24 protein-coding genes and 1 tRNA gene are annotated in these 25,662 nt (G+C 68.7%); 10 read left to right on the top strand and 15 right to left on the bottom strand.

Annotated features, from left to right (window positions below; translation table 11 throughout):
* Position 1: 1 nt before the first annotated feature.
* Both DFJ65_RS04060 and DFJ65_RS04065 read right to left on the bottom strand, forming a co-directional pair.
* Positions 2-724, bottom strand: coding sequence for a response regulator transcription factor (locus DFJ65_RS04060; RefSeq protein ID WP_115921927.1), 723 nt, complete (start codon positions 722-724; stop codon positions 2-4).
* Between the two features lie 188 nt (positions 725-912).
* Positions 913-2,640 (bottom strand): glycerol-3-phosphate dehydrogenase/oxidase, encoded by a 1,728-nt coding sequence (locus tag DFJ65_RS04065; RefSeq protein WP_115921928.1) that lies wholly within the window; start codon positions 2,638-2,640, stop codon positions 913-915.
* 226 nt (positions 2,641-2,866) lie between these two features.
* On the opposite strand from DFJ65_RS04065, the gene DFJ65_RS04070 reads away from it, so the two are divergent.
* Both DFJ65_RS04070 and glpK read left to right on the top strand, forming a co-directional pair.
* Entirely contained in the window at positions 2,867-3,607 is a 741-nt protein-coding gene (locus tag DFJ65_RS04070) for an MIP/aquaporin family protein (protein WP_115921929.1), read from the top strand.
* 105 nt (positions 3,608-3,712) lie between these two features.
* Entirely contained in the window at positions 3,713-5,263 is a 1,551-nt protein-coding gene (gene glpK / locus DFJ65_RS04075) for a glycerol kinase GlpK (protein ID WP_115921930.1), read from the top strand.
* Between the two features lie 97 nt (positions 5,264-5,360).
* Here the strand turns inward: glpK and DFJ65_RS04080 are convergent, their stop codons facing one another.
* From DFJ65_RS04080 to DFJ65_RS04100, 5 genes are read right to left on the bottom strand one after another with little or no spacing between them, the layout of a single operon-like run.
* Complete coding sequence (locus tag DFJ65_RS04080; protein WP_115921931.1) at positions 5,361-6,158, bottom strand: ABC transporter ATP-binding protein; 798 nt, start codon at positions 6,156-6,158, stop codon at positions 5,361-5,363.
* Between the two features lie 6 nt (positions 6,159-6,164).
* Positions 6,165-7,166 (bottom strand): FecCD family ABC transporter permease, encoded by a 1,002-nt coding sequence (locus DFJ65_RS04085; RefSeq protein ID WP_245949985.1) that lies wholly within the window; start codon positions 7,164-7,166, stop codon positions 6,165-6,167.
* A gap of 35 nt (positions 7,167-7,201) precedes the next feature.
* Positions 7,202-8,248, bottom strand: coding sequence for a FecCD family ABC transporter permease (locus DFJ65_RS04090; RefSeq protein WP_245949987.1), 1,047 nt, complete (start codon positions 8,246-8,248; stop codon positions 7,202-7,204).
* A complete protein-coding gene (locus tag DFJ65_RS04095) occupies positions 8,245-9,294 on the bottom strand; it encodes an iron-siderophore ABC transporter substrate-binding protein (protein WP_115921932.1) in 1,050 nt (349 codons plus the stop codon). The genes DFJ65_RS04090 and DFJ65_RS04095 overlap by 4 nt, the downstream gene beginning before the upstream one ends.
* 46 nt (positions 9,295-9,340) lie before the next feature.
* Positions 9,341-10,171: a siderophore-interacting protein gene (locus DFJ65_RS04100; RefSeq protein ID WP_115921933.1), complete on the bottom strand. Its 831-nt coding sequence runs from the start codon at positions 10,169-10,171 to the stop codon at positions 9,341-9,343.
* Between the two features lie 334 nt (positions 10,172-10,505).
* On the opposite strand from DFJ65_RS04100, the gene DFJ65_RS04105 reads away from it, so the two are divergent.
* Positions 10,506-10,907: an IclR family transcriptional regulator domain-containing protein gene (locus DFJ65_RS04105; RefSeq protein WP_115924088.1), complete on the top strand. Its 402-nt coding sequence runs from the start codon at positions 10,506-10,508 to the stop codon at positions 10,905-10,907.
* 20 nt (positions 10,908-10,927) lie between these two features.
* Here DFJ65_RS04105 and corA read toward each other — a convergent pair whose 3' ends face one another.
* Together corA and DFJ65_RS04115 are read right to left on the bottom strand one after the other, a co-directional pair.
* Entirely contained in the window at positions 10,928-12,082 is a 1,155-nt protein-coding gene (gene corA / locus DFJ65_RS04110; protein WP_115921934.1) for a magnesium/cobalt transporter CorA, read from the bottom strand.
* 130 nt (positions 12,083-12,212) lie between these two features.
* Entirely contained in the window at positions 12,213-13,616 is a 1,404-nt protein-coding gene (locus tag DFJ65_RS04115; protein ID WP_115921935.1) for a class II fumarate hydratase, read from the bottom strand.
* 143 nt (positions 13,617-13,759) lie between these two features.
* On the opposite strand from DFJ65_RS04115, the gene DFJ65_RS04120 reads away from it, so the two are divergent.
* From DFJ65_RS04120 to DFJ65_RS04130, 3 genes are all read left to right on the top strand, one after another.
* Positions 13,760-14,842, top strand: coding sequence for a GNAT family N-acetyltransferase (locus DFJ65_RS04120; RefSeq protein WP_115921936.1), 1,083 nt, complete (start codon positions 13,760-13,762; stop codon positions 14,840-14,842).
* On the top strand, positions 14,785-15,582 hold the full coding sequence (locus tag DFJ65_RS04125) for a transglutaminase-like domain-containing protein (protein WP_115921937.1): 798 nt from the start codon (positions 14,785-14,787) through the stop codon (positions 15,580-15,582). Before DFJ65_RS04120 ends, DFJ65_RS04125 begins: the two co-directional genes overlap by 58 nt.
* A 69-nt stretch (positions 15,583-15,651) precedes the next feature.
* Positions 15,652-17,334, top strand: coding sequence for a fatty acid--CoA ligase (locus DFJ65_RS04130; protein ID WP_115921938.1), 1,683 nt, complete (start codon positions 15,652-15,654; stop codon positions 17,332-17,334).
* A gap of 347 nt (positions 17,335-17,681) precedes the next feature.
* Here the strand turns inward: DFJ65_RS04130 and DFJ65_RS04135 are convergent.
* From DFJ65_RS04135 to DFJ65_RS17350, 5 genes are all read right to left on the bottom strand, one after another.
* Positions 17,682-17,754, bottom strand: a tRNA-Arg gene (locus DFJ65_RS04135).
* 114 nt (positions 17,755-17,868) lie between these two features.
* Positions 17,869-19,440 (bottom strand): metallophosphoesterase family protein, encoded by a 1,572-nt coding sequence (locus tag DFJ65_RS04140; RefSeq protein WP_115921939.1) that lies wholly within the window; start codon positions 19,438-19,440, stop codon positions 17,869-17,871.
* A gap of 87 nt (positions 19,441-19,527) precedes the next feature.
* Positions 19,528-20,106: a peptide deformylase gene (gene def / locus DFJ65_RS04145; RefSeq protein ID WP_115921940.1), complete on the bottom strand. Its 579-nt coding sequence runs from the start codon at positions 20,104-20,106 to the stop codon at positions 19,528-19,530.
* A 62-nt stretch (positions 20,107-20,168) separates the two neighbouring features.
* Positions 20,169-21,065 carry a PH domain-containing protein gene (locus tag DFJ65_RS04150; protein ID WP_115921941.1) on the bottom strand — a complete coding sequence of 299 codons (897 nt, stop codon included), beginning with the start codon at positions 21,063-21,065 and terminating at the stop codon, positions 20,169-20,171.
* A 4-nt stretch (positions 21,066-21,069) separates the two neighbouring features.
* Positions 21,070-21,243: a hypothetical protein gene (locus tag DFJ65_RS17350; protein WP_170143986.1), complete on the bottom strand. Its 174-nt coding sequence runs from the start codon at positions 21,241-21,243 to the stop codon at positions 21,070-21,072.
* Between the two features lie 234 nt (positions 21,244-21,477).
* Here DFJ65_RS17350 and DFJ65_RS04155 point away from each other — a divergent pair, with 234 nt between their 5' ends.
* The 3 genes from DFJ65_RS04155 to DFJ65_RS04165 all read left to right on the top strand — a co-directional run bounded on the left by DFJ65_RS04155 (position 21,478) and on the right by DFJ65_RS04165 (position 24,445).
* Entirely contained in the window at positions 21,478-22,437 is a 960-nt protein-coding gene (locus DFJ65_RS04155; protein WP_115921942.1) for a small ribosomal subunit Rsm22 family protein, read from the top strand.
* 174 nt (positions 22,438-22,611) lie between these two features.
* On the top strand, positions 22,612-23,193 hold the full coding sequence (locus tag DFJ65_RS04160; RefSeq protein ID WP_115921943.1) for a helix-turn-helix domain-containing protein: 582 nt from the start codon (positions 22,612-22,614) through the stop codon (positions 23,191-23,193).
* Positions 23,180-24,445 (top strand): MFS transporter, encoded by a 1,266-nt coding sequence (locus DFJ65_RS04165; protein ID WP_115921944.1) that lies wholly within the window; start codon positions 23,180-23,182, stop codon positions 24,443-24,445. Before DFJ65_RS04160 ends, DFJ65_RS04165 begins: the two co-directional genes overlap by 14 nt.
* A 25-nt stretch (positions 24,446-24,470) precedes the next feature.
* On the opposite strand, the gene upp is transcribed toward DFJ65_RS04165, so the two are convergent.
* Entirely contained in the window at positions 24,471-25,109 is a 639-nt protein-coding gene (gene upp, locus DFJ65_RS04170; protein ID WP_115921945.1) for a uracil phosphoribosyltransferase, read from the bottom strand.
* On the opposite strand from upp, the gene tadA reads away from it, so the two are divergent.
* The gene (gene tadA, locus DFJ65_RS04175; protein ID WP_245949989.1) at positions 25,108-25,632 is read left to right on the top strand and encodes a tRNA adenosine(34) deaminase TadA; all 525 of its coding nucleotides are present in this window, start codon (positions 25,108-25,110) and stop codon (positions 25,630-25,632) included. The two genes, upp and tadA, sit on opposite strands and share 2 nt — an antisense overlap.
* The last annotated feature ends 30 nt before the right edge of the window (positions 25,633-25,662 follow it).

Raw genomic sequence — 25,662 nt, forward strand, 5'->3', positions numbered from 1 at the left:
TTTACTTCGCCGGCTTCAGCACGTAACCGGCGCCGCGCATGGTGTGGATCATCGGGTCGCGACCGGCGTCGATCTTCTTGCGCAGGTAGGAGATGTACAACTCCACCACGTTGGCCTGACCGCCGAAGTCGTAGTGCCACACGCGGTCGAGGATCTGCGCCTTGCTCAGCACCCGCTTCGGGTTGCGCATCATGAACCGCAGCAGCTCGAATTCGGTTGCGGTCAAGCTGATCTCGGCGCCGTCGCGGATCACCTCGTGGCTGTCCTCGTCAAGGCTGAGATCGCCGACGCGCAACACCGATGAGGTCTCCTCGACCAGTTGCACCGAGCGCCGGATGAGCGCGCGGACGCGGGCCACGACCTCCTCCAGCGAGAACGGCTTGGTGACGTAGTCGTCGCCGCCGGCGGTGAGCCCGGCGACGCGGTCCTCGACGGCGTCCTTGGCGGTGAGGAAGAGCACCGGAAGGTTCGGGTCGGTGTCGCGCATGCGGCGCAGCACTTCGAGGCCGTCGAAGTCGGGCAGCATCATGTCGAGCACGACGGCGTCGGGCGAGAACTCCTTCGCGGTGCGCACCGCGCTGTTGCCGGTGGCCGCGGTGCGGATCTCCCAGCCCTCGTAGCGCAGCGCCATGCTGAGCAGTTCGGTGAGGTTCGACTCGTCGTCGACGACGAGCACGCGGACGGGGGAGCCGTCGAGCCGGGTGAGAGCAGGAGCGTTTGCCATGAGACCAGTGTGCGGCTCACAGCTAGCGGACAGCTAGGGCGTTCCTGTGCGAATTCTGTGACGCCACCTATTCACGCCCCCACCCCGCAAACGCTGCGCTCCCCGTCAGGTGCTGCTGTTGCAACAGCAGCGTGTGCCGGGGAGCGCAGCGCTTGCGGAGGGGACGGGCGGGTCGGACGAGGGTGGGGTCAGCGGGTGGCGAGCACCTGGCGCATGCCCGGACGGGTCTCGGGCGCCTCGTTGCGGCGGGCGTCGGACTCCTCGTCGGTCGTCAGCTCCTGGCTCTCACGCTCGGCCTTCACCCGCTCGAGGTAGGCCTTCACCTCGAGTTCCTTCTTCGAGTCGTCCCAGCCGAGCACGGGCGCGATGAGGTCGGCTGCTTCCTGGGCCGCCTCGGTGCCGCGGTGCTTGGTCTCGATCGACATGCGGGTGCGCCGGGTGAGCACGTCGGCGAGGTGCAGCGCGCCCTCGTGAGTGGCGGCGTACTTGATCTCGGCGCGCAGGTAGGCCTCGGCGTGGGTGACCGGCTCCAGCAGCGACGGGTCTTCCTCGCCGAGCGCGAGCACCTCGTGCAGCTTCGACCCGTAGCGGCCGAGCAGGTGGTCGATGCGCCACTCGGGCAGCCCGGTTTCGCGGGCCAACTCGGCGGTGAGGTTGACCATCGCCTGGTAGCCCTCGGCCCCGATCAGCGGCACGTTCTCGGTGACAGAGTCCTTGATCGGGCCGAGGTCTTCGGCCGCGGCGTCGACGGCGTCCTTGGCCATCACCCGGTAGGTGGTGTACTTGCCGCCCGCGATCGAGATGAGGCCGGGTTCGGGTCGGGCCACCGCGTGCTCGCGCGACAGTTGGCTGGTCGACTCGCTCTCGCCGGCCAGCAGCGGACGCAGACCGGCGTAGACGCCGAGGATGTCGTCCTTGGTCAGTGGGGTGGCGAGCACGTCGTTGACGTGCTCGAGGATGTATTCGATGTCGGATTTGGTGGCCGCCGGGTGGGCGACGTCGAGCGCCCAGTCGGTGTCGGTGGTGCCGATGATCCACTGCTGGCCCCACGGGATCACGAAGAGCACCGACTTCTCGGTGCGCAGGATCAGACCCACCTCGCCGGCGATGCGATCACGCGGGACGAGGATGTGCACGCCCTTGCTCGCACGCACCCGGAAGCGTCCGCGTCCGCCGCTCATCTTCTGCACGTCGTCGGTCCAGACGCCGGTGGCGTTGATGACGACCTTGGCCCTGACGGTGAGGCGCTCGTCGGTGTCGACGTCGCGGACCACCGCGCCGACGACGCGGTCGGCCTCCTTGACGATCTCCACGACCTCGGTGCTGTTGCGCACGACGGCGCCGTAGTGCGCCGCGGTGCGGGCGACCGTCATCGTGTGCCGGGCGTCGTCGGCCTGGGCATCGAAATAGCGCACCGCGCCGACCAGCGCATCGGACTTCAGGCCCGGGAACAGCTTGAGGGCGCCGCCACGGGTGAGGTGCTTCTGGCGGGGCACCGAGCGGGCGCCACCCATCTGGTCGTACATGGTGAGGCCGGTGGCGACGTACGGGCGCTCCCAGCCGCGGTGGGACAGCGGGTAGAGGAAGGCCACCGGGTGCACAAGGTGAGGCGCGATGCGGGTGAGCATCAACTCGCGCTCCTTGAGCGCCTCGGCGACCAGGCTGAAGTTGAGCTGCTCGAGGTAGCGCAGGCCGCCGTGGAACAACTTGCTGCTGCGGGAGGAGGTGCCGCTGGCGAAGTCGCGCGCCTCCACCAGGGCGGTGCGCAGGCCGCGGGTGGCCGCGTCGAGGGCGATGCCCGCTCCGGTGACACCGCCACCGATGACGAGCACGTCGAACTCCCGCTCGGTGAGTTCCTTCCAGGCCTGCTTGTGCTCGGCCGGGCCGAGCGTGGAGCTGAACGGCTGCATGACCATCGTGGATCCTCCTGCTGGTGGGTGTGTTCTGTCTGGTTCTGGGGCCACTCTATGCGGCGGGTCAACGTGACCGACACCTCACTACGGGCGTAGTGTCCGCGTGTTTCCCGAGTGGCAATTGTGTCAAGTACTGCCCGGCGACCATGGTCGTTTGGTAGAACATGAGGATATCTCGACGAGGAGCCGCCCCCGCGCTCCTCGCGCAGCGATAAGGAGGGGTTCAAAGGTGAGCCTTGGAACCGTGTTCGTAAGTGAAGTGCTGGGAACGGCCATTCTGCTGTTGCTCGGTTGTGGCGTGGTCGCCAACGTCGCCCTGCCGCGTAACAACGGCACCGACGGTGGCCCCCTGATGGTCAACTTCGGTTGGGGCCTCGCGGTCTTCGCGGGTGTCTACGTTGCCTACAAGTCAGGTGCGCACCTCAACCCGGCGGTCACCATCGGCCTGCTGACCCAGAGCCTCGGCACCGACGGCGTGACCTACGCCAAGGGGGTGGAGATCACCGCCGGTTCCACGTTGACCTACCTCAGTGCCGAACTCATCGGTGCCTTCCTGGGCGCCGTGCTGTGCTGGCTGGCCTACAAGAAGCAGTTCGACGAGCGCGGCGAGGCCGGCTCGCTGGGCGTCTTCTCGACCGGCCCGCAGATCAAGTCGACCGGCTGGAACCTCGTCACCGAGGCCATCGGCACCTTCGTGCTGGTTTTCGTCATCATGGCGTTCGGCAAGACCCCCGCCCAGCTCGGCCCGTTGGCGGTGGCACTGCTCGTGGTCGCTATCGGTGCATCCCTGGGTGGACCCACCGGCTACGCGATCAACCCGGCCCGTGACCTCGGCCCGCGCATCGCGCACGCTGTGCTGCCGATCCCGCACAAGGACGACAGCAACTGGGGCTACGCCTGGGTGCCGGTCGTCGGCCCGATCATCGGAGCGGTGCTCGCCGGTCTTCTCGCGTCGGTCTACATCGCCTGACCGCGCAGTCGGTGGCGGCCGCTGCTGCGGTCGCCACCGCTGTCACTTCCCGCGTCCGGCCGCCCGGATGCTTCCCCGCAGCACAAGGCTAAAGGAGCCGCAGCAGTGAGCAAGCACATCGCTTCGATCGACCAAGGCACGACCAGCACCCGATGCATGATCTTCGACCACGACGGCAAGGTCGTCTCGGTCGCACAGATGGAGCACGAGCAGATCTTCCCCAAGGCCGGCTGGGTCGAGCACAACCCGGCAGAAGTGTGGGAGAACACCCGCAAGGTCTCGGCGGAGGCCATGGCCAAGGCCGACATCGCCCGCGGCGACGTGGCCGCCGTCGGCATCACCAACCAGCGTGAGACCGCGGTCGTCTGGGACAAGAACACCGGCGAGGCCGTCTACAACGCGATCGTCTGGCAGGACACCCGCACCGACAAGATCGTCGAGGAACTCGGCGGCTCCGAGGGTGCCGACAAGTACAAGGACAAGGTCGGCCTGCCGCTGGCCACCTACTTCTCCGGCCCCAAGGTCAAGTGGATCCTCGACAACGTCGAGGGCGCTCGCGAGAAGGCCGACAAGGGCGACCTGCTGTTCGGCAACATGGACACCTGGGTGCTGTGGAACATGACCGGCGGCTCGGACGGCGGTGTCCACGTCACCGACGTCACCAACGCCTCGCGCACCATGTTGATGGACCTGGACACCCTGCAGTGGGACGAGTCGATCGTCAAGGACATGGGCATCCCGATGTCGATGCTGCCGGAGATCAAGTCCTCCTCGGAGGTCTACGGCACGGGCCGTGAGAAGGGCTCCTTCCCGGGCGTCCCGATCGCCGGCATCCTCGGCGACCAGCAGGCGGCCACCTTCGGTCAGGTCTGCTACGAGAAGGGCACCGCCAAGAACACCTACGGCACCGGCAATTTCATGTTGCTGAACACCGGCGAGGAGAAGGTGATGAGCAAGAACGGTCTGCTCACCACCGTCTGCTACAAGATCGGGGACAACAAGCCGGTCTACGCACTCGAGGGTTCGGTGGCCGTCACCGGCTCGCTGGTGCAGTGGCTGCGCGACAACCTCAACCTGATCAGCTCGGCGCCAGAGGTCGAGGACCTCGCCAAGGGTGTCGAGGACAACGGCGATGTCTACATCGTCCCGGCGTTCTCGGGTCTGTTCGCGCCGCACTGGCGCTCCGACGCCCGCGGCGCGATCGTCGGCCTCACCCGATACGCGAACAAGGGCCACATCGCCCGTGCCGCGCTCGAGGCCGTCGCGTTCCAGAGCCGCGAGGTGATGGACGCGATGAACGCCGACTCCGGTGTCGACCTCACCGAGCTCAAGGTCGACGGCGGCATGGTGGTCAACGAGACCCTCATGCAGTTCCAGGCCGACATCCTCGGCGTGCCGGTGATCCGTCCGGTGATCAACGAGACCACCGCGCTGGGCGCCGCCTACGCCGCCGGTCTCGCGGTCGGGTTCTGGAAGGACGAGGACGAACTGCGCAAGCAGTGGGCCGAGGACAAGCGCTGGGAGCCGCAGATGGACGAGGCCGACCGCAAGCGTCTGTACGCCAAGTGGAACAAGGCCGTCCAGCGCACCCTCGACTGGGCCAAGGACGACGAGAAGCCGGAAGACGCGGTGTCGGAGGCCGACATCCAGCAGTAACCGACCGGTGGATGAGCCGTCGTGAGGTTGCGAGCGACGCATCGAAACCCGGAACAGAACCAGGCCCCAGCCCGACACGGGTGGGGCCTGGTTCTGTTCAGGCAGCGGGGACGCTGTGGTGCCGGCCGATCGGCACCACCAGCGGCGTCCCGGTCACCGGGTCGGGCACGACACTCGCGGTCAGACCGAAGATCCCGCGCACTCGCTCGGCGGTGATCACCTCCGTCGGGCTGCCCTGAGCGACGACCGTTCCCTCCTTGACCGCGACGAGTTCGTCGGCGTACCGGGCAGCCAGATTGAGATCGTGCAGCACCATCGCCACCGTCGTCCCGCGCTCGCGGTTGAGGTCGGTGACCAGGTCGAGCACGTCGACGGCGTGGGCGAGGTCGAGGAAGCTGGTGGGTTCGTCGAGCAGCAGCACATCGGTCTGTTGGGCGAGCACCATCGCGATCCACACCCGCTGTCGTTGGCCACCGGAGAGTTCCTCGACGAGGCGGTCGGCGAGGTCGAGGGTTGCGGTGGCTTCGAGTGCCTCGGCGACGATGCGATCGTCGTCACGGGTACGGGGACGAAACGCGCTCTGGTGCGGATGCCGGCCCAGCCCGACGAGTTCGACGACGGTCATGCCGCTCGGCGCGACAGGTTGCTGTGGGAGCAGCGCGACGCGCAGCGCGACCTGCTTGGGACGCATCGACCTCAGGTCGGCGCCGTCGAGCAGCACCGCACCCGTGTGCGGACGCAACACCCGCGACAGCCCGCGCAGCAGCGTCGACTTGCCGCAGCCGTTCGCGCCGACGATCGCGGTGATCTTGCCCGCGGGCAGCGCGAGGTCGAGACCGTCGACGACGGTGTGCTTGTCGTAGGTGAGGGTGAGGCCACGTGCTTCGAGGGTCATGCGTTGTTACTTCCTCGCGAGGTGGGGCGATGTCAACAGGAACAGCAGGAAAGGCGCGCCGGCAATGCCGGTGAGCACACCGACCGGGAAGCCGCCGGGCACGACGTACGTGGTGAGGTAGTCGGCGGCAACGACGATGCAGGCTCCGATCAGTGCCGACAACGGGATCGAGGGGCGGCCGCCGTTGAGGCGGCGCGCGGTGGGCCCCGCGAGCAGGCTGACGAACGCGATGGGGCCGGTGACGGAGGCCGCGGTGGCGGTGATGACGACCGCGACGGCCATGAGCGCGAGTCGGGTGCGGCCAGCCGCAGCGCCGAGTGCAGTGGCCGCTTCGGCGCCGAGTTCGATCAGTCGCAGCGGCCGGGCGAGTACCGCGGCCACCGGCAGTCCGACGGCCAATACGATTGTCAGCCGGGCGATTCCGCTCCACGCGGGGGAGTTGAGCGACCCAGTCAGCCACACCATCGCGTCCTGTGCCTGATGGATGTTGGAGCGCATGAGCAACCACTGGATCAGCGACTGCAGCGCCGCGCTGATGCCGAGCCCGATGAGGATCATCCGGTGCGAGGCGGTCGCGCCGCGGCCGCCGACGAGGTGGATCAGCAGCGCGACGACGAGGCTGCCGACGAGCGCGGCGAGCGACATCGGTGTGCCCGACCAGCCCAGCAGCACCGACGAACCCAGCGCCCCTGCGCTTGCTCCCAGCGAGACGCCGAGCACATCGGGGCTGGCCAGCGGGTTGCGCAACATCGTCTGGAAGATCGACCCGGCCGCGCCGAAGGCGACCCCTGCAAGAGCTCCTGCGAGCGCGGCCGGGAGTTTGGACTCCATCACCATGAAGCCGGCCACCGGGATGTCGGTGCCGGTCACGATGCGGAAGAAGTCGGGGATCGTCACGGTGTAGTCGCCGAGCAGCACGCGCGCGGCGAGCAGTCCGAGCAGCGCGAAGGCCGCGGTTGCGAGCGCGACCGACAACCTGCGGCGGACGCGGGTGCGCGCCGCGGCCACCGCCTTCAGGGCGGGGGTGGCGCAGGTTGCGGCAGTCAGAGGGTGACCACCTTGCGGCGCAGCAACACGATCAGCGCGGGCACCCCCACCAGTGCGGGGAGGATGCCGGCCGGAAGCTCGCCTGGGCGGGCCACGACGCGTCCGATGACGTCGGCGAGGGTCAGCATCACGGCGCCGCCCAAGGCGCACAGCGGCAGCAAGCGGGCGTGGTCGGGCCCAGCGAAGCCGCGCACGACGTGGGGCACGACGAGCCCGACGAAGGCGATCGGGCCGGCGATCGAGGTGGCCGTGCAGGCGAGCAGCAGGGCTCCGGCGGCGACGGTGATGCGCACCAGCGCGACCCGCCGGCCGAGGGCACGGGCCAGGTCGTCGCCGAGCGCGAGCGCGTTGAGAGTGCGCGCCGAGGCGACCACGATCAGTGCGCCGACGGCGAGGAAGGGGAGGGTGAGGAGCAGGTTCGCCGACTCGCGTCCGCCGACGGAGCCCACCTGCCAGAAACGGTAGACCTCGAGCGCCCCCTGGTCGCGCATGAGCAGTGCGGCGGTGATGCTCGAGCAGCCGGCGGTGACCGCCGCGCCGGTCAGTGCCAGCGTGATCGGGCCTGCGCCGCCGTGGGCCGCGGAGGCGATCGCATAGACGACGAACGCCGCGAGTGAGCCGCCGAGCAGGGCAAGGAGCACGAACGACAGTTGGTTGCCGGCGAAGCCGGTGGTCAGGCCGATGACGACGGCCAGTGAGGCGCCGGCGTTGACGCCGAGCAGGCCCGGGTCGGCCAGCGGGTTGCGGGTGAGTCCCTGCAGCGCGGCACCCGACACGGCGACCGACGCCCCGACGACGACGGCGACGAGGGTACGGGTGCCGCGTGCATCGACGACGGCAGCCGCGTCACCAGTGCCGGTGAAGAACGCGTGCAAAGCGTCGAGCATGCCGAGGCTGCTGCTGGAGCCGATGGCGAGGGAGAGCACGCAGGCGACGCCCAAGGTCGCCGCCGCGATCGCGAAGGCGACGCCGGCGCGCCGGCGCGACCCGCGTCCGTTGGTGGGTCGGCCGGACGCGGGTCGGGTGGAGACGAGAGTGCTCACTGCGCCTTGGCGGCGGCCGCAGCAAGCTGCGGCAGGAACTTCTCGAGTGCGGTCGGGATGCTCAGCGGGGTGGGGCTGGACATCGGCATGGCCGCGACGTTGTCGGAGCTGGCGACGTACGAACCACGTTGCAGCGCAGGGATTTTCGACAGCAGCGCGTTGCCGGTGATCTGCTTGGTCTGCGCCGCGTTGTCGACGTAGAAGACCAGCACGTCGGCGTCGGCGGTCGAGGCATTCTCGGCCGAGACATCGACGCTGAACAGGTTGGGCTTGCCGGCGGACAGTTTGGTGACGAAGCTCGGCGTCGTCATGCCGAACGCCTCAAGCATGCGCGGACGGTTGTCGATCGAGGTGTAGAAGCTCGCCTTCGACAGGTCGGTCGGGGTGAACCAGGCCCACGCCGCCGACTTGCCCTTGAGCGCGGGGTACTTCGCAACGGCGGTCTTGATGGAGTTCTCGGTGTCGGTCTTCAGCTTCGCGGCCTCGGTGGACTTGCCGAGCGCCTTGCCGACGAGGTCCAGCGACTGCTGCCACGAGGTGCCCCAGGGCTGGTCGGGGTAGGCGACGACAGGTGCGATCTTCGACAGCTTCGCGTAATCGTCCTTGGTGATGCCGGAGTTGGTCGCGAGGATCAGGTCGGGTTTGAGCGCGGCGACCTTGTCGAACGGCGTGCCGTCGGCGTCGCTGTAGCGGGTGGGCTGCTTTCCGCCGATCTTCGCCAGCGCGGCGTCGTACCAATCGGTCGACTTGCCGGCGTTGCCACCCCAGGTGACTTCCGGCGCACCGACCGGCGCGACGCCGAGCGAGACCGCGACGTCCTGGTCGCTCCAGCCGAGGGTCACCACTCGCTGCGGCGCCTTGGTGATGGTGGCGGAACCGAGGGCTGTCTTTACAGTCACCGGGAAGGCGCCGCTGTCGGTGGTCGTTGTGGCGCCGGCCGCCTGGGTGCCCGCGGTTTGGCTGTCGGCGCCACCGGTCGGCCCGGTCGAGCAGGCTGCGAGCAAGCCCGTTGCCAGCAGCGCGATGGGAAATGCGATCTTCTGCATGCGAGGAATTTCCTTGTCGGATAAGAGATTTCGGGCGGGTTGTGGTTCAGACGCGGGCTTGGCCGAGCTGCCAGAAGGAGGAGAACATGACCTTCCTGCGGTGCACACCGCGCTCGCTGACCAGATGGCGCCGGACGCCGGTCGCGAGGGCACGCTCGCCGCATATCCACGCGTAGCCGAGGGCGGGCCACTGCAGACCGGGCAGCACCTCCAGCACGGCTTCGCCGGGCGCGCGATCGCCGCGAATGACGATGTGCGCGTCGGCGTCGACCGGCAGCGGCGACAGGTGATCGGTGTCCGGCACCTCGACGATGATCGTGCGCGGCTTGTCCGGGTGCTGGTCGATGATCGCGGCCAGCGCCGGGGCCCCGGTTTCGTCGGCGACCAGCAGTTCGTGGCCGTCGTGCTGGGGCAGGTAGAGCGCGGTGCCCTGGCGGAAGCCCAGGCGGTCACCGACGCGCGCTCGCGACGCCCAGGCAGTGCCGGGACCGGCGTCGCCGTGCAACACGATGTCAACGTCGGCCTCGCCGAGGTCGGGGCGCACCGCCCGCAAGGTGTACCACCGAAGTTCGGGGCGGTCGACCGGGTTCATCGCGTGCACCGCGCGCCGTACGTTGGCCTCGTTCGGGTCGGGCATCGTCAGCCGACCGTCGGTGGGGATGAGCAACCCGAAGTACTCGTCGGGGCCGTTGCCGGCGTAGCCACGAAACTCATCGGCCGCGAAGGTGAAACGGCGCACCTGGTCGGCAGGGTGGGTGATCGCCCGGACGGTCATCGGCCACTGCAGAAGGTCGGTGCGGGTGGGCATCTGCGCCATCGTGACGGCGGTGTACGCAGACACGGCGCGCTGTTCGATGCGGTCGAGCAGGGTCGTCACACGGGTTCCTTACGGTTGCTGTCCCCGGCGGCTCAGCACCGGCGACTAGGACAGGTAAACCTAACTAAGGACTACCTAACCATGTCAAGCCGGTCTCACTTCATCGGAGGGAGCGCCCGCCGCACTGCGGAAGTCGGGCTCCTGCCGGGTCGATGTTCCGCGTAGGCGTAGCTCGCAGGGTGCTGCGGAGGGCCGATCGGCAGGACGACGACGATCGACCAGCGGAAGCACACCCGTGCGCGTTTCGGACAGGATTCGTTATCTGGATATCCCCGAGTTGGCTACTTGCTCAGTATGGCGTTCGTCACAATTTTGTTGCTGAGGAGCAGTGATCATGGTGGGACAGCTCGGCCGATTGTTGGCCAGAGGCGTGGAGGTGATTCAGGCGCTCGGCGACGCCCACGACACGATGACCATGTCGGACGCGGTGCTCGCCCAGCCGAGCCGATCGGGGGTAGTCGCACGGCGCGAGGTCGACCGGGCCGAACTGGACCGGGAACTTGCGGATACTCGCGCCAAGGGGTGGTGCATGACCGATCAAGACCTCGCAGTGGGCATCCGTTCCGTGGCCGCGCCTCTGCGCGATGCGACGGGGCGTGTCGTTGCGGCTCTGAACGTCAACGCTCATGCCGGCCAGACCTCGGTGGACAGGTTGCTCGAACACCACCTGCCCAGACTGCTCTCTACGGCATCCGCGATCAGTGAGGACTACGTGCGTCGGAACCAGTTTCGGTGACCGAACAGCAGTGAGGTGGGTCAGAGCCAGCCCTTGCGCCGGAAGACGAGCCACATCGTGGTGCTGACCGCGAACATCAAGAACAACGCGAACGGGTAGCCGAACCACCAGGAGAGTTCGGGCATCTTCTCGAAATTCATGCCGTAGATGCCAGCGACGACAGTTGGGGTGAACAGGATGGCCGCCCACGACGAGGCCTTCTTCACCTCGTCCGCCTGGTTGTTCGCCACCTCGGCAAGCCGCTTCATCTCCTCGTTCTGGGTCTGTGCGACGAGGGTGGCGTTGAGGGTGAGGATGTCGGCGAGCGACTGCCGGAAGCCGTCGACCCGCTCGGCGACGCTGGTGGCGTGGTCGGCGACGTCGCGCAGTGAGCGCTGGAGTTCGGGGTCGGTGCCGTACTTCTCGCCGCCATGGTCGAGCGCGTCGAGGATGCGTTGCAACGGTTTCACCGCACGCTGCAACTCCATGACCTCCTGGCTGAGTTCGTAGATGCGGCGCGACACGCTCGGGTCGGACTCGAAGACCTGCGCCTCGATCTCGTCGATGTCGTTCTCGAGACCCTGCAGCACCGGTGCGTAACCGTCGACCACATGGTCGAGCACGCCGTAGAGCACGGCTTCGGGGCCGAGGGCGAGTAGCTCGGGGTCGGCCTCGAGCCGGCGCCGCACGGGCGCCAGCTCGGGATCGGCGCTGTGCCGCACGGTGATCACGAAGTCGGGGCCGATGAACAGGTGGATCTCACCGAAGTCGACGGTCTCGGTGGCGTCGTCGTAGCTGGCCGAGCGCAGCACCACGAAGAGGGTGTCGTCGTAACGCTCGAGCTTGGGTCGCTGGTGGGCGACGATCGCGTCCTCGACGGCCAACGGGTGCAGGTCGAAGATGCGGGCCACCTGCTGCACCTGGCGTGCATTGGGGTGGGCCAGCCCGATCCAGGCCATCGGCCGATCGGCGGGGGCGAGGCCGTCGGAGAGCCGGTGGACCGTCTCGGAGATCGACGCCGGGTTCTCCAGCTTCTTGCCCTTGCAGTAGATCGCCCGCTCGACGACGGTGGCCTCCGCCGGGCGCTCCTCGTCGTCGCGGGCATGCTCGAACGACGCAGCCGGCGCCGCATAGGTCGGCAGGCTGCGTTGCTGGGGTCTCGGGACGTTGAGCGGGCGTCCGCGCCAGACGGGCATGGTCGAAACCCTAGCGCCGCCGGGCGGGATCGCTCCCAGCCTCCGGCGGCGCCAAGGTGTGTGCCGAGGTGTGTGCCGAGGTGTGCGCGCGGTGGGCGGACGGGTACCCGGCCGCGTGCAGGCGGTCTCGTCAGCCGCGTCCGTGCGGGTAAGCCATCGCCAGCACGTCGAGCGCCTCGTCGAGCTGTTGCTCGGTGAGCTTTCCATCGGCCACGTGGCCGCGGTCGATGACCACCTCGCGGATGGTGCGGCCCTCCTTGAGTGCCTGCTTGGCGATGCTCGCGGCCTCGTCGTAGCCGAGTTGATGGTTGAGCGCGGTGACGATCGACGGCGACGACTCTGCGTAGCGGCGCATCCGGTCGGCGTCGGCCTCGATGCCGTCGACGGTGCGCTCGGCGAACACCCGCGCCACATTCGCCAACAGGCTCGCCGACTCCAGCACGTTGCGGGCGATCACCGGCAGCATCACGTTGAGTTCGAAGGTGCCGGCGCTCGCGCCGAACGCGACGACGGCGTCGTTGCCGATCACCTGCGCGCTCACCTGCAGCATCGCCTCGGCGAGCACCGGGTTGACCTTGCCGGGCATGATCGAGCTGCCGGGCTGCAGGTCGGGCAGGTGGATCTCGGCGAGGCCGGCGGTGGGGCCCGAACCCATCCAGCGGATGTCGTTCGCGATCTTGGTGAAGGCCACCGCCACCGTGCGCAGCAAGCCCGACAGCTCGACCAGGCTGTCGCGCGACGACTGCGCGGCGAAGTGGTTGTCGGCTTCGGAGAGCGGCAGCTCCAGGGTGCGGGCCAGGTCGGCGATCACGGTGGCCGCGAGTCCCGGCGGCACGTTGATGCCGGTGCCGACGGCCGATCCGCCGAGCGGCAGGCCGCCGACGTGGGGGAGTACGTCGCGCAGGCGTCCGATCAGGTATTCGACCTGTGCGGCGTAGCCGCCGAACTCCTGGCCGAGGGTCACGGGAGTCGCATCCATCAGGTGGGTGCGTCCCGACTTCACCAGGTCGGCGAACTCGGTCTCTTTGTCGCGCAACGACTTTGCCAACTGTTCGAGCGCGGGGACCAGGTCGTTCTGCACGGCGCCCGTGGCGGCGATGTGCATGGCCGAGGGGAACTGGTCGTTGGAGGAGAACGGGTCGTTGACTGCGTCGTTGGGGTGCACGTCGCGGCCAAGTCGCTCGGCAGCGAGGGTGGCGATCACCTCGTTGGCGTTCATGTTGCTGGACGTGCCCGAGCCCGTCTGGAAGACGTCAACCGGGAACTCGGCGTCCCACTTACCGTCGGCCACCTCTGCGGCAGCGGCTGAGATCGCTTCTGCCACATCGGTTTCCAACGCACCGGACGCCGCGCGGGCGCGGGCCGAGGCGCCCTTGATCGCAGCGAGCGCGTGGATCAGCGACGGCTCGATCGGGCGCCCCGAGATCGGGAAGTTCTGCACCGCCCGTTGGGTCTGCGCGCGCCACTTCGCCTCGATCGGCACCTCGACATCGCCCATCGAGTCGTGTTCGGTGCGGGTCTGCTGCGTGGTCATCTGCGCCTCCAGGTCGGGATCGGTTTCTCCCGCTGTCAACACCACACGGCGGCACGCTGTTCCACCCGAAAGTTTGCAGGACGCGCGATGGAGGTGCACGCGGCTGCAAACACTCGCGAGTCCTGGTCTGCCAGGCTCGGCTCATGGACCTCGTGATGGAGCACCCCACCGGTGCCGAACTGGCGCAGTGGGAGGAGCACACCCGGGAGCGGCTGACCCGTCTGCGGGAAGGCAACGTGCCGGGCGACGCCGCCGCCGACGGATTCCTGGCCGGCGCGGTCGAGGGTGACGGGCTCGCCGAGGGGCACTTCGCCGGGCGGTTCGTCGACGACGGCACCACCGTCGGGTCGGTGCGGCTGCGCGACCGCGGCATCACCGGCGTCGTGGTCGACCTCGACGTGCCGGTCGATCGGCTGCCGGAGGTGCTCGACCGGCTGCGTGCGGCCGCGCCGTCGCACGGGTGGACGTCGCTCACCGTCAGCGCCTACCCCGGTGATCCGGTCGGGGCCGCCATCAGGGACGGCGGCGTCGACCTGGTCGCCACCAAGATGGGTCTCGCGGTGGCCGATGTGCCTGACGCCGACATCGAGTTGCGCCCGATGCTCGATGAACGCTTCGAGCGGTTCGTCGACGAGGGCGTCGAGAGCTACGCCCACTCGATCTTCGAGGCCGGCGACTACCCGACCATCGAGGATGGCCGGCTCGCCTCGCTCGAGCAGCACAAGCAGTTGCTGCCGCAGGGGTTGCAGTCGCCGGGTCACCTCCTGTGGTCGGCCTTCGACCCGGCCGAGCCCACCCAGGAGGTCGGGCTGTTGTGGATCGAGGAGCGTCTCGACCACGGCTTCATCTTCGAGGTCGAGGTCGACCAGGCGCACCAGCGCAAGGGTTACGGCACCCAGATGCTGCGCGCAGGCGCAGCGCAGATGCGTGAACGCGGACGGAAAATGCTGTGGCTCAACGTCTTCGGGCATAACGCCGATGCGCGCCGGCTGTACGAGCGTGAGGGCTACATGGTTCAACGAGGAGATCCTGCGGATCGTGGTCGAACCACCCGTCGCTGGGTAGCTCTGCCCATCGACGCCACGCGGCGAGCCCGTCGTTCTGTGACGCCTAGATCTGTGACGCGTTCGACAGTTCGCGCGGCCTCTCGGGACGGCAGGATTGGGCCATGCGCCGAACAGTCACAGCACATGTCGAAGCCACCGTCCGCGAGGCGGCCGACCTGACCTGGTCGGTCGCCGTCGCCCTTGACGTACCCCGGGCCGAGGAATCACTCAGGGTCACCGTCGACGGCGCCGAGGTCGAGATGACCGAGATCGTCGACGGCCTCACCCGGCTGCACCGCTGCCACGACGTGCCGCCCGGCCAGTTGGTGCTCGAATACTCCTGCACCGTCGACGGATCGGCGCCCGAAGCGGATGTCACCGACCTCGACGAGGTCGTCTTCCTGCGGCCGAGCCGGTACGTCGACTCCGACACCCTGGCGCCGGTCGCCGGCGCATCGTTCGCGGGTCTGACCGGCAAGGAACTGCTCGACTCCGTGTCGTCGTGGGTCAACCAGAGCCTGCTGTACGTCAGCGGGTCCAGTCGGCCGACCGACGGCGCCGTCGACACCTACCTCGCCCGGCAGGGTGTGTGCCGCGACTTCGCCCATCTCGTCATTGCCATGCTGCGGGCGGTCAACGTGCCGGCCCGGTTGGTCAGCGTCTACGCGCCGGGCCTGGAGCCGATGGACTTCCACGCGGTCGCCGAGGCGCTCATCGACGGCAAGTGGCAGGTGGTCGACGCCACCGGCCTCGCCCCACGCACCGCGATGGTGCGGATCGCCACCGGGCGCGACGCGTCCGACACCGCGTTCATGACCGTTGCGGCCGGTCTGGTCGACCTCGGGGCCATGGAGGTGACGGCGGTCGCCGAGCCCGACCTGCCCGGCGACGACGTCGGAATGCTGACGCAACTGCACTGAGGGTGACCAATACTCGGGAAATGTGAGCTGAGACACACATTTTCGATTCTCGGGTGGCAGGCTCTGCACATGAAGAGCACCATGCAGAGCACGCCCCTGTTGATCTCCGACCTGTTCGACTACGGCACCACCGTCCATGCCGACAGCAAATGCATCACCTGGACCCCCAATGGTGGTCGCGAGACCACCTACGGTGAGCTCGGCGCCGAAGGTCGCCGACTCGCGAACGCCTTGCGCGGCTTGGGTATTGACGGCGACCAGCGCGTCGCCACGTTCATGTGGAACAACGCCGAGCACTTCGCCGCCTATCTCGCCGTGCCGTCGATGGGCGCGGTGCTGCACGCCCTCAACATCCGACTCTTCCCCGAGCAACTGATCTACGTCGGCAACCACGGCGGCAGCGAGGTGGTGATCGTCGACAACACGCTGGCCGAGCCGTTCAGCAAGTTGCTGGCACACCTGCCGAAGATCCGGCACGTCATCGTCAACGGCCCGATCGACGACGCCGTCCGGGAGGCGCTCGCCGCGCCCGACGGCGTGGAGAAGGTGCACGACTGGACCGAACTGCTGGCCGACCAATCGGACGAGTTCGAGTGGCCGAAGGACATCGACGAGGACGACGCGTCGTCGATGTGTTACACCTCGGGCACGACCGGCAACCCCAAGGGCGTCGCCTATTCGCACCGCTCGAACGTGCTGCACGCGATGGGTAGTTCGATGACGGTCTCGCTCGGTCCGCAGGACACGTCGCTGGTGGTCGTGCCGTTGTTCCACGCGAACGCGTGGGGCTACCCCTACGCCGCGATGCTGTCGGGCGTGAGCCTGCTGATGCCCGACCGGTTCCTGCAGCCCGAGCCTCTCACCGACATGATCGAACAGGTGCGACCCACCTTCGGCGCCGGTGTGCCGACGATCTGGAACGGCCTGTTGCAATACCAGGAGGCCACCGGTCGCGACATTTCGAGCCTCAGGCAGCTGCTCTCCGGTGGATCTGCCTGCCCGCCCGACCTCATCAAGGCGTACCAGACCAAGGGCATCACGGTGCTCCAGGGCTGGGGCATGACCGAGACCTCCCCGCTGGCCAGCGTGGCGCTGCCGCCGCCCGGCCGTGAGGAAGGCACCGACGAGTACTGGAAGTACCGCGCGTCGCAGGGGCGCGTCGTCGGCGGCGTGCAGGCGCGCGTCGTCGGCCCCGACGGCGAGCTGCAGCCGTGGGACGGCGAAGCGGTCGGCGAGATCGAGGTGCGCGGGCCCTGGGTCACCGGTTCGTACTTCAGCAACGGCACCGAGTCCGAAGGCGAACTCGCCGACATGGCAAGCAAGTTCGACGACGGCTGGTTGCGCACCGGTGACGTGGGTTCGATGACGCGCGACGGTTACATCCTGCTCAGCGACCGAGCGAAGGACGTCATCAAGTCGGGTGGCGAGTGGATCAGCTCGGTCGACCTGGAGAACCACCTGATGGGCCACCCGGCCGTCGCCGAGGCGTCCGTCATCGGGGTGCCCGACGACAAGTGGGGCGAGCGGCCGCTCGCCGCCGTCGTGATCAAGCCGGGGCAGCAGGTGTCGATGGAGGAGTTGCGCGACTTCATCGCCGACCGTGTCGCCCGCTGGCAGGTGCCCGAGCGCTGGGCGATCATCGACGAGGTGCCGAAGACCAGCGTCGGCAAGTTCGACAAGAAGCAGCTGCGATCTCGTTACGCCGCAGAGGAACTCGAGGTCGCCAAGACCGACGCGCCCGTCGCCGGCTGACCCTCGTCCGGTTCCCGGGTCGGGCTCACCTCGACACCCGGGGCCGCCCCCCGGCGTCGACGCCACCGACGCCGACGCCGCATCGGGTCTGGTGAACACCTTTCACCAGGTCGGCTCGGCGCTCGGCCTCGCGGTGCTCGTCGCGAGGCGGCATCGGCGGGTGGCGACGCGGTAGCCGGGCTCGCCGGACGCGTCCATCTGGCACTCACCGGGTCGACCGGTCTGCTCGTGCTCGGTCTGGTGTTGCCCGTCGCCTTGGTCGGGGTGCCGCGCCGGACGCGGGCATGAGAAAGCCCGACCGGCGCATCCGCTGGTCGGGCTTTCTTGCACTGTCTCAACTCAGTACGCGCACCCGTAGGGATTCGAACCCCAAACCTTCTGATCCGTAGTCAGATGCTCTATCCGTTGAGCTACGGGTGCTTGCTGCCACAAGCGGCAACGACGTGACACTCTACCTGCTCACCGCCGCCGATGAGAAATCGGCGAGCACGAGGCGTCCGTCACGTCCGAGGGTGCGGCGTCGTCGCCCGAGAATTACGGCCCGGCGCGCACCGCGGAGATGAGCGGATCCTTGCTGCCGCCGCAGGTGCGGTCCTTGGCGGCCGGCACGAACTGGCGTCCGGCGAGCACGCTGGTCGACTCGAGTTCGGGGCGACCCTGCAGGATGCCGGTGAAGGTGTAGCGGCGCATCGTGGCCAGCGAACACGAGGTGTCGAACTCCGCGATGTCGAACGAGTAGGCCTGGGTGAAGACCTCCGTGCCCTTCTCGGCGGTGCCGGCGAGGGTGGCGCCGAAGAGTCCGCCGCCGGTGAAGGTGCCGACCGTCATGTGGTTGTTGTCGCGGGCCGGCTTGTGGGTGTGGCCGGAGATCAGCAGCGACCGGTCGGGGAAGCCCTCGTCGGTGGCGGCCGGTTCGTGGCTGATCACGACGTCGGGCAGGGCCTCGTCGCGGGCCTTCCAGGTGTCGATGAAGCTCGTGCGGGCGCCCACCTGGATCTTCGGGTCGCGCGGATCGTCGTCGCCGTAGAAGCGCTGGTCGTTGAAGCCGCCGAAGCTCACTCCGGCCATCGACACCTTCTGGTAGAGCTCTGGGTTTCGTTGCAGCAGTGTGACATTGGGAATTCGGCTGAGTCGATCGAGGAGTGCGGTGTCGGTGGCCGACGTCGCATCGTGGTTGCCGCGCACGAACAGGTAGGGCACGCCGAGCGACGCGATCGAGTCGAAGATGCGGGAGGTCTCCGCCTCCTGCACGCTGCCGAAGTTGATCAGGTCGCCGGAGTCGACCACCGCGTCGACCTTCTCGGTGGTGACGATGTCGCGCAGCAGCGCGTACTGGTTCGAGCCGTGGATGTCGCTGACGAACAGCACCCGCAGCGCGGTGGGCGCGCTACCCGCCTGCGGGGAGTACTTCGACTGCAACGCATCGGAGAGTGCCAGCACGCTGGTGATGTAGCGCGACGACTGCGAGGTGCGCCGCTCGAGATCGCTGAGCAGCGAGGTGTCGTTGCGCGCCAGGGTCAGCAGCGACGTGGTGCGCACCTGCCCGATGTTGTTCTCGCGGTAGGTGACGAAGCCGGCCAGCGACGGCACCAGCAGCGCAATGGTCACGGCGCCGGCGGCCGAGCCGAGGCTGCCGATCGGGTGCCTCCACGCGGCTCGGGCGGCCAGCAGCGCGCCGGCCACCACGCCGAACCCGACGAGGAACCGCCACGCCAGCCCGGTCAGGCCGGCTCGCGCGGCGTCCTCGAGTTCGTCGGCCGACGGACGGAAGGTGTCGGGGCTCGGCGCCGCGCCGACGAACGCGTCGGTGACGTCCTTGCGCAGCTGCGGCTCCACCACGATGCCCGGCGCGGGCATCGGTCCGGTGAACTCGATGTCGACGTCGCCCAGCACCGTCGGGAAGCGGACGGTGGAATCGGGCACCAGGTTGAGCCGTACGTCGGCCGAGTAGAACTTCGTCTGCACCGGCGTGGGGAACAGGCTCGTCATGCCCACCCCGCCGAGGTAACCGAACGCGGCGAGCAGCAGGGTGCCGGCGACGGCGCGCAGGACGGGCCGCACACGACGGCGCGTGTGGCGGACGGGTGACGCTTGCTCGGTGCTCACCCCGCCAGCCGATCAACTACCGCCCAGGAAAGCAACTCCCAGCGGACGCGGACCCCACGGAATCGGGAGCCGCGGGTCGCCGATCGATCAGACGTCGTCGGCCTTCTGCGTCGCCGGGTCCCACTTGAGCACGCCGTCGGCCTCCCAGCCGCGCTCCTTGCGGGCCTGACGCGACAGGTCGCGCTGGCTCGGGGTGAGTCGCTCGAGGTAGAGCTTGCCGTCGAGGTGGTCGGTCTCGTGCTGCAGGCAGCGCGCGAACAGGCCGGTGCCTTCGTACTCCACCGGGTTGCCGTCGAGGTCGGTGCCGGTGACCTTGGCCCAGTCGGCGCGCGGGGTGGGGAAGTGCTCGCCCGGCACCGACAGGCAGCCCTCGAGGCCGTCGTCCTCGTCGGGTTCGCCCGGCGGCACGGTGCCCTTGGTGAGCACCGGGTTGATCACGACGCCGACGTAGTTGTCGTCCTCACCGCGCTCGGACGGGCAGTCGAACACGAAGATGCGGTAGCGCGAGGCGACCTGGTTGGCGGCGAGCCCGACGCCGTTCGCGGCCTCCATCGTGTCGAACATGTCGGCCACCAGCGTGCGGATCTCGTCGGTGACCTCCTTGACCTTCTTGGTCGGCTGGTGCAGCGCCTTGTGCCCGACGATCGTGATGGGACGGACGGCCATGTGCGTGGTTCTCCTGCGGACGGTGACGAGGTTCGACCACCAAGTTTCGCACGGTCGCGCGCTCAGTTCCGCCGGCGGTCGACGCGGTGGGTGGGGGAGGCGTCCTCCCGGCTGATATCCCAGCCGGCGTCCATGAACGGTTCGTCGATCTCGTGGGCGTCCTCGTGATCGGGGGTGTCCTCGACCGGCTGCGGTCCACGCAGCAGTCGTTCGCGCAGCGGGGTGCGTGCCTTGTCGCGGTAACGGTCGACGTACGTGCCGAGCCGGGTCGCGACGTCCGACTCCGGCACGTGCGGCACCGGACGCCGGGAGACCGGCGGCGCAGTGTCCGGCGGCGGGGTGTGCACGGCCTTGCCGGCCGGCACCTGGACGCGGGGCAGGAACGGGTCGGTGTCGTCGCGCCGGTCGTCGTAGGCGTCGGTCGTCGGCACCATCGCGGGCAGCGGTTCGTCGTCACCGCGTCCGAACAACTCACCGCAGATCGCCCGGTAGGACGCCTCCGGGTGCGGGATGAACGGGATGACACGCAGCGCTTGTTCCTGGCCGGCCGACTCCATCACGAACTCGCCGTAGCCCAGGATGCGCCCGATCGCCGGCTGGTTGAACGACATGTCGGTGACCTTCGAAAGCGGCATCATCGCGGTCTTCTGGTTGAGGATGCCGCGACGCCAGACCAACCGCTGATCGGTCGCGACGAACCAGTCGCGGGTCCACAGCCACACCGTGGCCAGGGTGTAGATCACCATCGCGAGCAGCACGTACCACATGGCGTCAGCCATCGGCGCGAGCTTGGCGGGGGCGGTGAAGCCCACGAACACGGTCACCACGAAGCCCGCGATGAGCGCGAAGAGGGTGCCGGTGAGGCTGGCCCAGTGGGGGCGGTGGACGACCACCATCTTCTCGCCATGGACGAGAAATCGGCGCATGGTCTCCGCGCCGCGCGGGTCGACCAGTTGCATGGTGCTAGCTGCCGAGGATCGCCTTGAAGAAGTCGCCGATGCTGCGGACGCCGGTGGCGAGCAGGTCCCAGATGTTGTGGACGATGTCGGCGGACTTGTTCGGGTTGGTGAAGATGGCGTAGAGAACGAAGGCGAAGATCACCCAGATGGTGATCCTCTTGATCTTCTCGGTTGCCATGGGAGCCTCCGGTCGATGAGCGAGCGGATGAGCCGCCCATGATGAACACAGTGCCTGTCCATTCTGCCAGCTTGTGACTCGTGTGGCTGGAGTGGCGACGGTTTCGGCGTGTTGTCGCCGGCTTGTCCCGGGTGTTGGCGGCGGGTCGGCGGCGGGTTGGCGGTGCGAGATCCGGACGGCGGACGGCGCGCAAGCGCGCGGGTCCTCGCCTGGCCCCTCGGTACGCTCGGCCGCGTGAAACCACTCGCCGCCACCCTCCGCGCCGCGCTGGAGGACGAGCTCGCCGGGCGCTCGCGCACCGAACTCGCCGCCGCCACAGCGAGGTTGTCGCAGCGGTACCGCCGTGGGGGTGCGGCGAGCGCGCCGATCCTGGCGAGCGACACCGACGTCGCGGCGTACGCCGCCTACCGGATGCCCGCGACGTACGCCGCCTGTGAGCGGGCGTTGTCGCTGGCGGCGCCGTGCTACGAGGGTGGGATCGACTCGGTCGTCGATCTCGGCGGCGGCACGGGTGCGGGGGCCTGGGCCGCGATGTCGGTCCTCGAGCCGGGCTCGGTGCAGGTGCTCGACCAGGTGGACGCGGCCCTGCGCTGCGGCAAGCGGTTGGCGCCGTTCGAGGCATCCTTCGCCCGCTGGGCCGTCGGCGCGCCCGTGCCCGCCGCCGATCTGGTGATGGCGTCGTTCGTCCTGTCGGAACTGTCCGAGGCGCAACGGGACTCGCTCGTCGCCGGCGCGATCGCGGCGGCGCGCCGGGCGGTCTTCATCATCGAGCCGGGCACACCCGACGGCCACCAGCGGGTGCTCGCCGCCCGGGCGGCCCTCGTCCAAGCCGGTTGGACGGTCGCCGCGCCGTGCCCGCAATCTGGCAACTGCCCTGTGCAACAGCCCGATTGGTGCCACTTCGCGGCCCGCGTCGAACGGTCGTCAGTGCACCGCCAGATCAAACGCGGCGATCTGTCATACGAGGACGAGAAGTTCAGCTTCGTGTTCGCGGTGCGTGACGGCGCGCTCCCCGCGGCCGAACGAGTGTTGCGGCACCCCGGCAAGCGCAAGGGCTTCGTCGAACTCACCGTCTGCGACAACGCGGGCGAGACCGGCCGGCGCGTCGTGACCAAGAAGGTCGGCGCGGCGTACAAGCAGGCGCGCGACCTGCGCTGGGGCGACCCGTGGGGCGACCCCGCCGCGCGCGACTGACCGCCCGCCGCCCCCACTCACCCGCCCCACCCTCCGCAAACTCTGACGGGGACCGCAGCGTTTGCGGGGTTTTGCGGGTGTTTCGGACGCGCTGAAGGGGTGGTGGACGAGTAGGGAGACAACTCCCAAAGAAACGCTTGACGGTTGTCGATCGACGGGTGTTCACTATCAAACATGTCTTTGGGAGACGCGGGTCGGCCGGACCCTCAGGAACTGCGCGCACGACGGGCGATGGCCCACCCGTTGCGGCTGCGGATCCTCTCGTTGCTCACCGGTGTCGAGCTCAGCGCCGCCGAGGTGGCGCGCGAACTCGGCATCACCCAGCCCAACGCCAGCTACCACCTGCGCCTGCTCGCCGACGTCGGCCAGCTGCAGGTGAGCGGCACCGAGAAGGTGCGTGGGGGCGTCGCCAAGAAGTACCGCTACGTCGCGGCCACCGACATCGCCGCCCAGGAGGCTCGCCGCGCGCAGCGGGGTGCGCCCAGCCGCGAAGACAGCCGCGGCGACCTGCAGCAGCACCGTGTCGCGCTCGACGCCGAGCTGCGTCGCCGCATCGAGAGTTCGATCGGTGACGGCCACCTCGCCGACGCCGAGGTCTGGCTCGACGAGGACGTCTGGGCCGAGGCCAAGGAGCTCGTCCGCAAGGCCAGTCGGTTGGTGCACGACAGTGCCCGTCCGCCCCGCACCGCGGGCACCAAGCACGTTTCGTTCGTCAGTTGGTTGTTCGCGATGGAGGTCCACGATGTCCGTGATTGACTCTGCAGGAGTGTTGCGGCGCAAGGACTTCCGTTGGTTCTTCGCCGGCACGACGGTCAACCGGCTGGGCGGCATGATGACGCCGGTCACGATGGCCTTCGCGGTGCTGCACGTCGACAACTCGGCCGAGGCCCTCTCGAAGGTGCTCGCCGCCGAGATCACCGCCAACGTGCTGTGCGCGCTGTTCGGTGGCGTGATCGCCGACCGGTTCAGCCGGCGGGTCGTGCTGCAGAGCACCTACCTGTCGTCAGCAGCTGTCATCGCCACGACCGCGTTCCTGCTCGCGACCGACCGGGCGACGGTGCCGCTGTTGGTGCTGCTCGCCACCCTTGCCGGCGGCACCACCGCGTTCGCGATGCCGGCGATGCAGGGGATCGTTCCGCAGCTCGTCCCGCGCTCGGAACTGCAGCAGGCCAACGCGCTGATGTCGTTCGTGCGCAACGGTGCTCAGTTCATGGGGCCGGTGCTCGGCACAATTTTGGTCGCCTTCGCCGGACCCCAATGGGCTCTCGCGGTCGACGCCGCCTCCTACCTGGTGGCGAGCGTGCTCCTGCTGCCGGTCGCGTTGCCGCCGGTCGTGCGCGGCGACACGGGCATCGTCCACGAACTGCGCGAAGGCTGGGGAGAGTTCCGCTCGCGCACCTGGCTGTGGGTGATCGTGGTGGCCTTCGGAGTGCTCAACGCGATCCAGTCAGGCGTCATCGGCGTGGTCGGCCCGGTGCTCGCGAAGAACACCGAGTCGCTCGGCATTCGCGGTTGGGGTCTGGTGATGGGTGCTCAGGCGGTCGGCATGCTGGTGATGTCGGTGGTGTTGCTGCGGGTGCCCGTGCGCCATCCGTTGTTTGCCGGCATGGCCGGAATTGCCTTGGTGTCATTGCCGATTGCGATGCTCGGCGTGCACCCGGTGACGCTCCCACTGATCTTCGTCTCGCTGCTGGCGGGCGCCGGCAGCGAGACCTTCGGCACCGGCTGGAACGTCGCGCTCGGCGAGCACATCCCGCCGGGTGTGCTGTCACGGGTGAGCAGTTACGACATGGTCGGGTCGTTCGTGGCCATGCCGATCGGCATGCTGATCTATGGCTGGCTGGCCACCGCCGTCCCGCTCGAACCGCTGCTGGTCGCCTCCGGCGTCGCCTACGCGGCGATCGCCCTCTCGACGCTCGGCGTCAGGTCGATCCGCCGGATGGGGCGGGTGCCCGAGGGGCCCGCCGGCGACGCACCGGAGCCGAAGCCGGTGCCGACGCCGGCCTGAGCCCGCAGCCGACGGCGTCCGAAACTCAGACCACTCCGTAGAGGCGGTCGCCGGCGTCGCCGAGGCCAGGCACGATGTAACCGTGCTCGTTGAGCCGCTCGTCGATCGAGCCGGTGACCAGGGTGATCGGGATGTCGAGCGCGGCGAGGTCCTTCTCCATGAACTCGATGCCCTCGGGCGCGCACAGCAGGGTGACCGCGGTGATGTCGTCGGCGCCGCGCTCGGCGAGGTAGTGGATAGCCATCGCCAGCGAACCGCCGGTGGCCAGCATCGGGTCGAGCACGTAGACCTGACGTCCGGACAGGTCGTCGGGCAGGCGGTTGGCGTAGGTGATCGCCTCGAGGGTCTCCTCGTTGCGCTGCATGCCGAGGAAGCCCACCTCGGCGCTCGGCAGCAGACGCACCATGCCCTCGAGCATGCCGAGACCGGCGCGCAGGATCGGCACGATCAGCGGCTTCGGCGAGCTGAGCTTGATGCCCTGGGTGGGGGCGACAGGCGTCTCGATGTCGAACGGCTCGACCCGCACCTCGCGCGTCGCCTCGTAGGCAAGCAGCGTCATCAGCTCCTCGGCGAGGCGCCGGAAGGTGGGGGAGTCGGTGCGCTTGTCCCGCAGGTAGGTGAGCTTGTGGGCGATGAGCGGGTGATTGGCGACCAGAACACGCATGGAGCAGACTCTACGGGTGATCGCGCCCGCCGACGACTGGATGCAGCTCGCGCTCGACGAGGCGCGGGCGGCGCTCGCGACCGACGACGTGCCGGTGGGCGCCGTGGTGCTCGATGCGGACGGCGTGGTGATCGGCTCGGGACGCAACGAACGGGTCGCGGTCAAGGACCCGCTCTCGCACGCCGAGATCGTCGCGATCCGCGCCGCGGCCAAGACCCACGGCAACTACCGGCTCGACGACTGCACGCTCGTCGTCACCCTCGAACCCTGCCTGATGTGCACCGGCGCGGTGATGCAGTCACGCATCCCGCGGCTGATCTTCGGGGCCTGGGATGCGAAGGCCGGTGCGTGCGGCAGCGCCTGGGACGTCGTCGCCACCAACCGCAGCCCCCACAGACTGACCGTGACCGGTGGGGTGCGTGAAGCGGAGTGTGCGCAGTTGCTCACCCACTTCTTCCGGGCCCGCCGCCGCAGGCCCGCGGGTGGCTCGGGGCCCGAAGTGGTGCAGATCACACCGCAGTAGGTCAGACTGGTCGAACCGCCCTCCGACCCC

This window comes from Calidifontibacter indicus (genome assembly GCF_003386865.1).
Lineage (GTDB): Bacteria > Actinomycetota > Actinomycetes > Actinomycetales > Dermatophilaceae > Yimella > Yimella indica.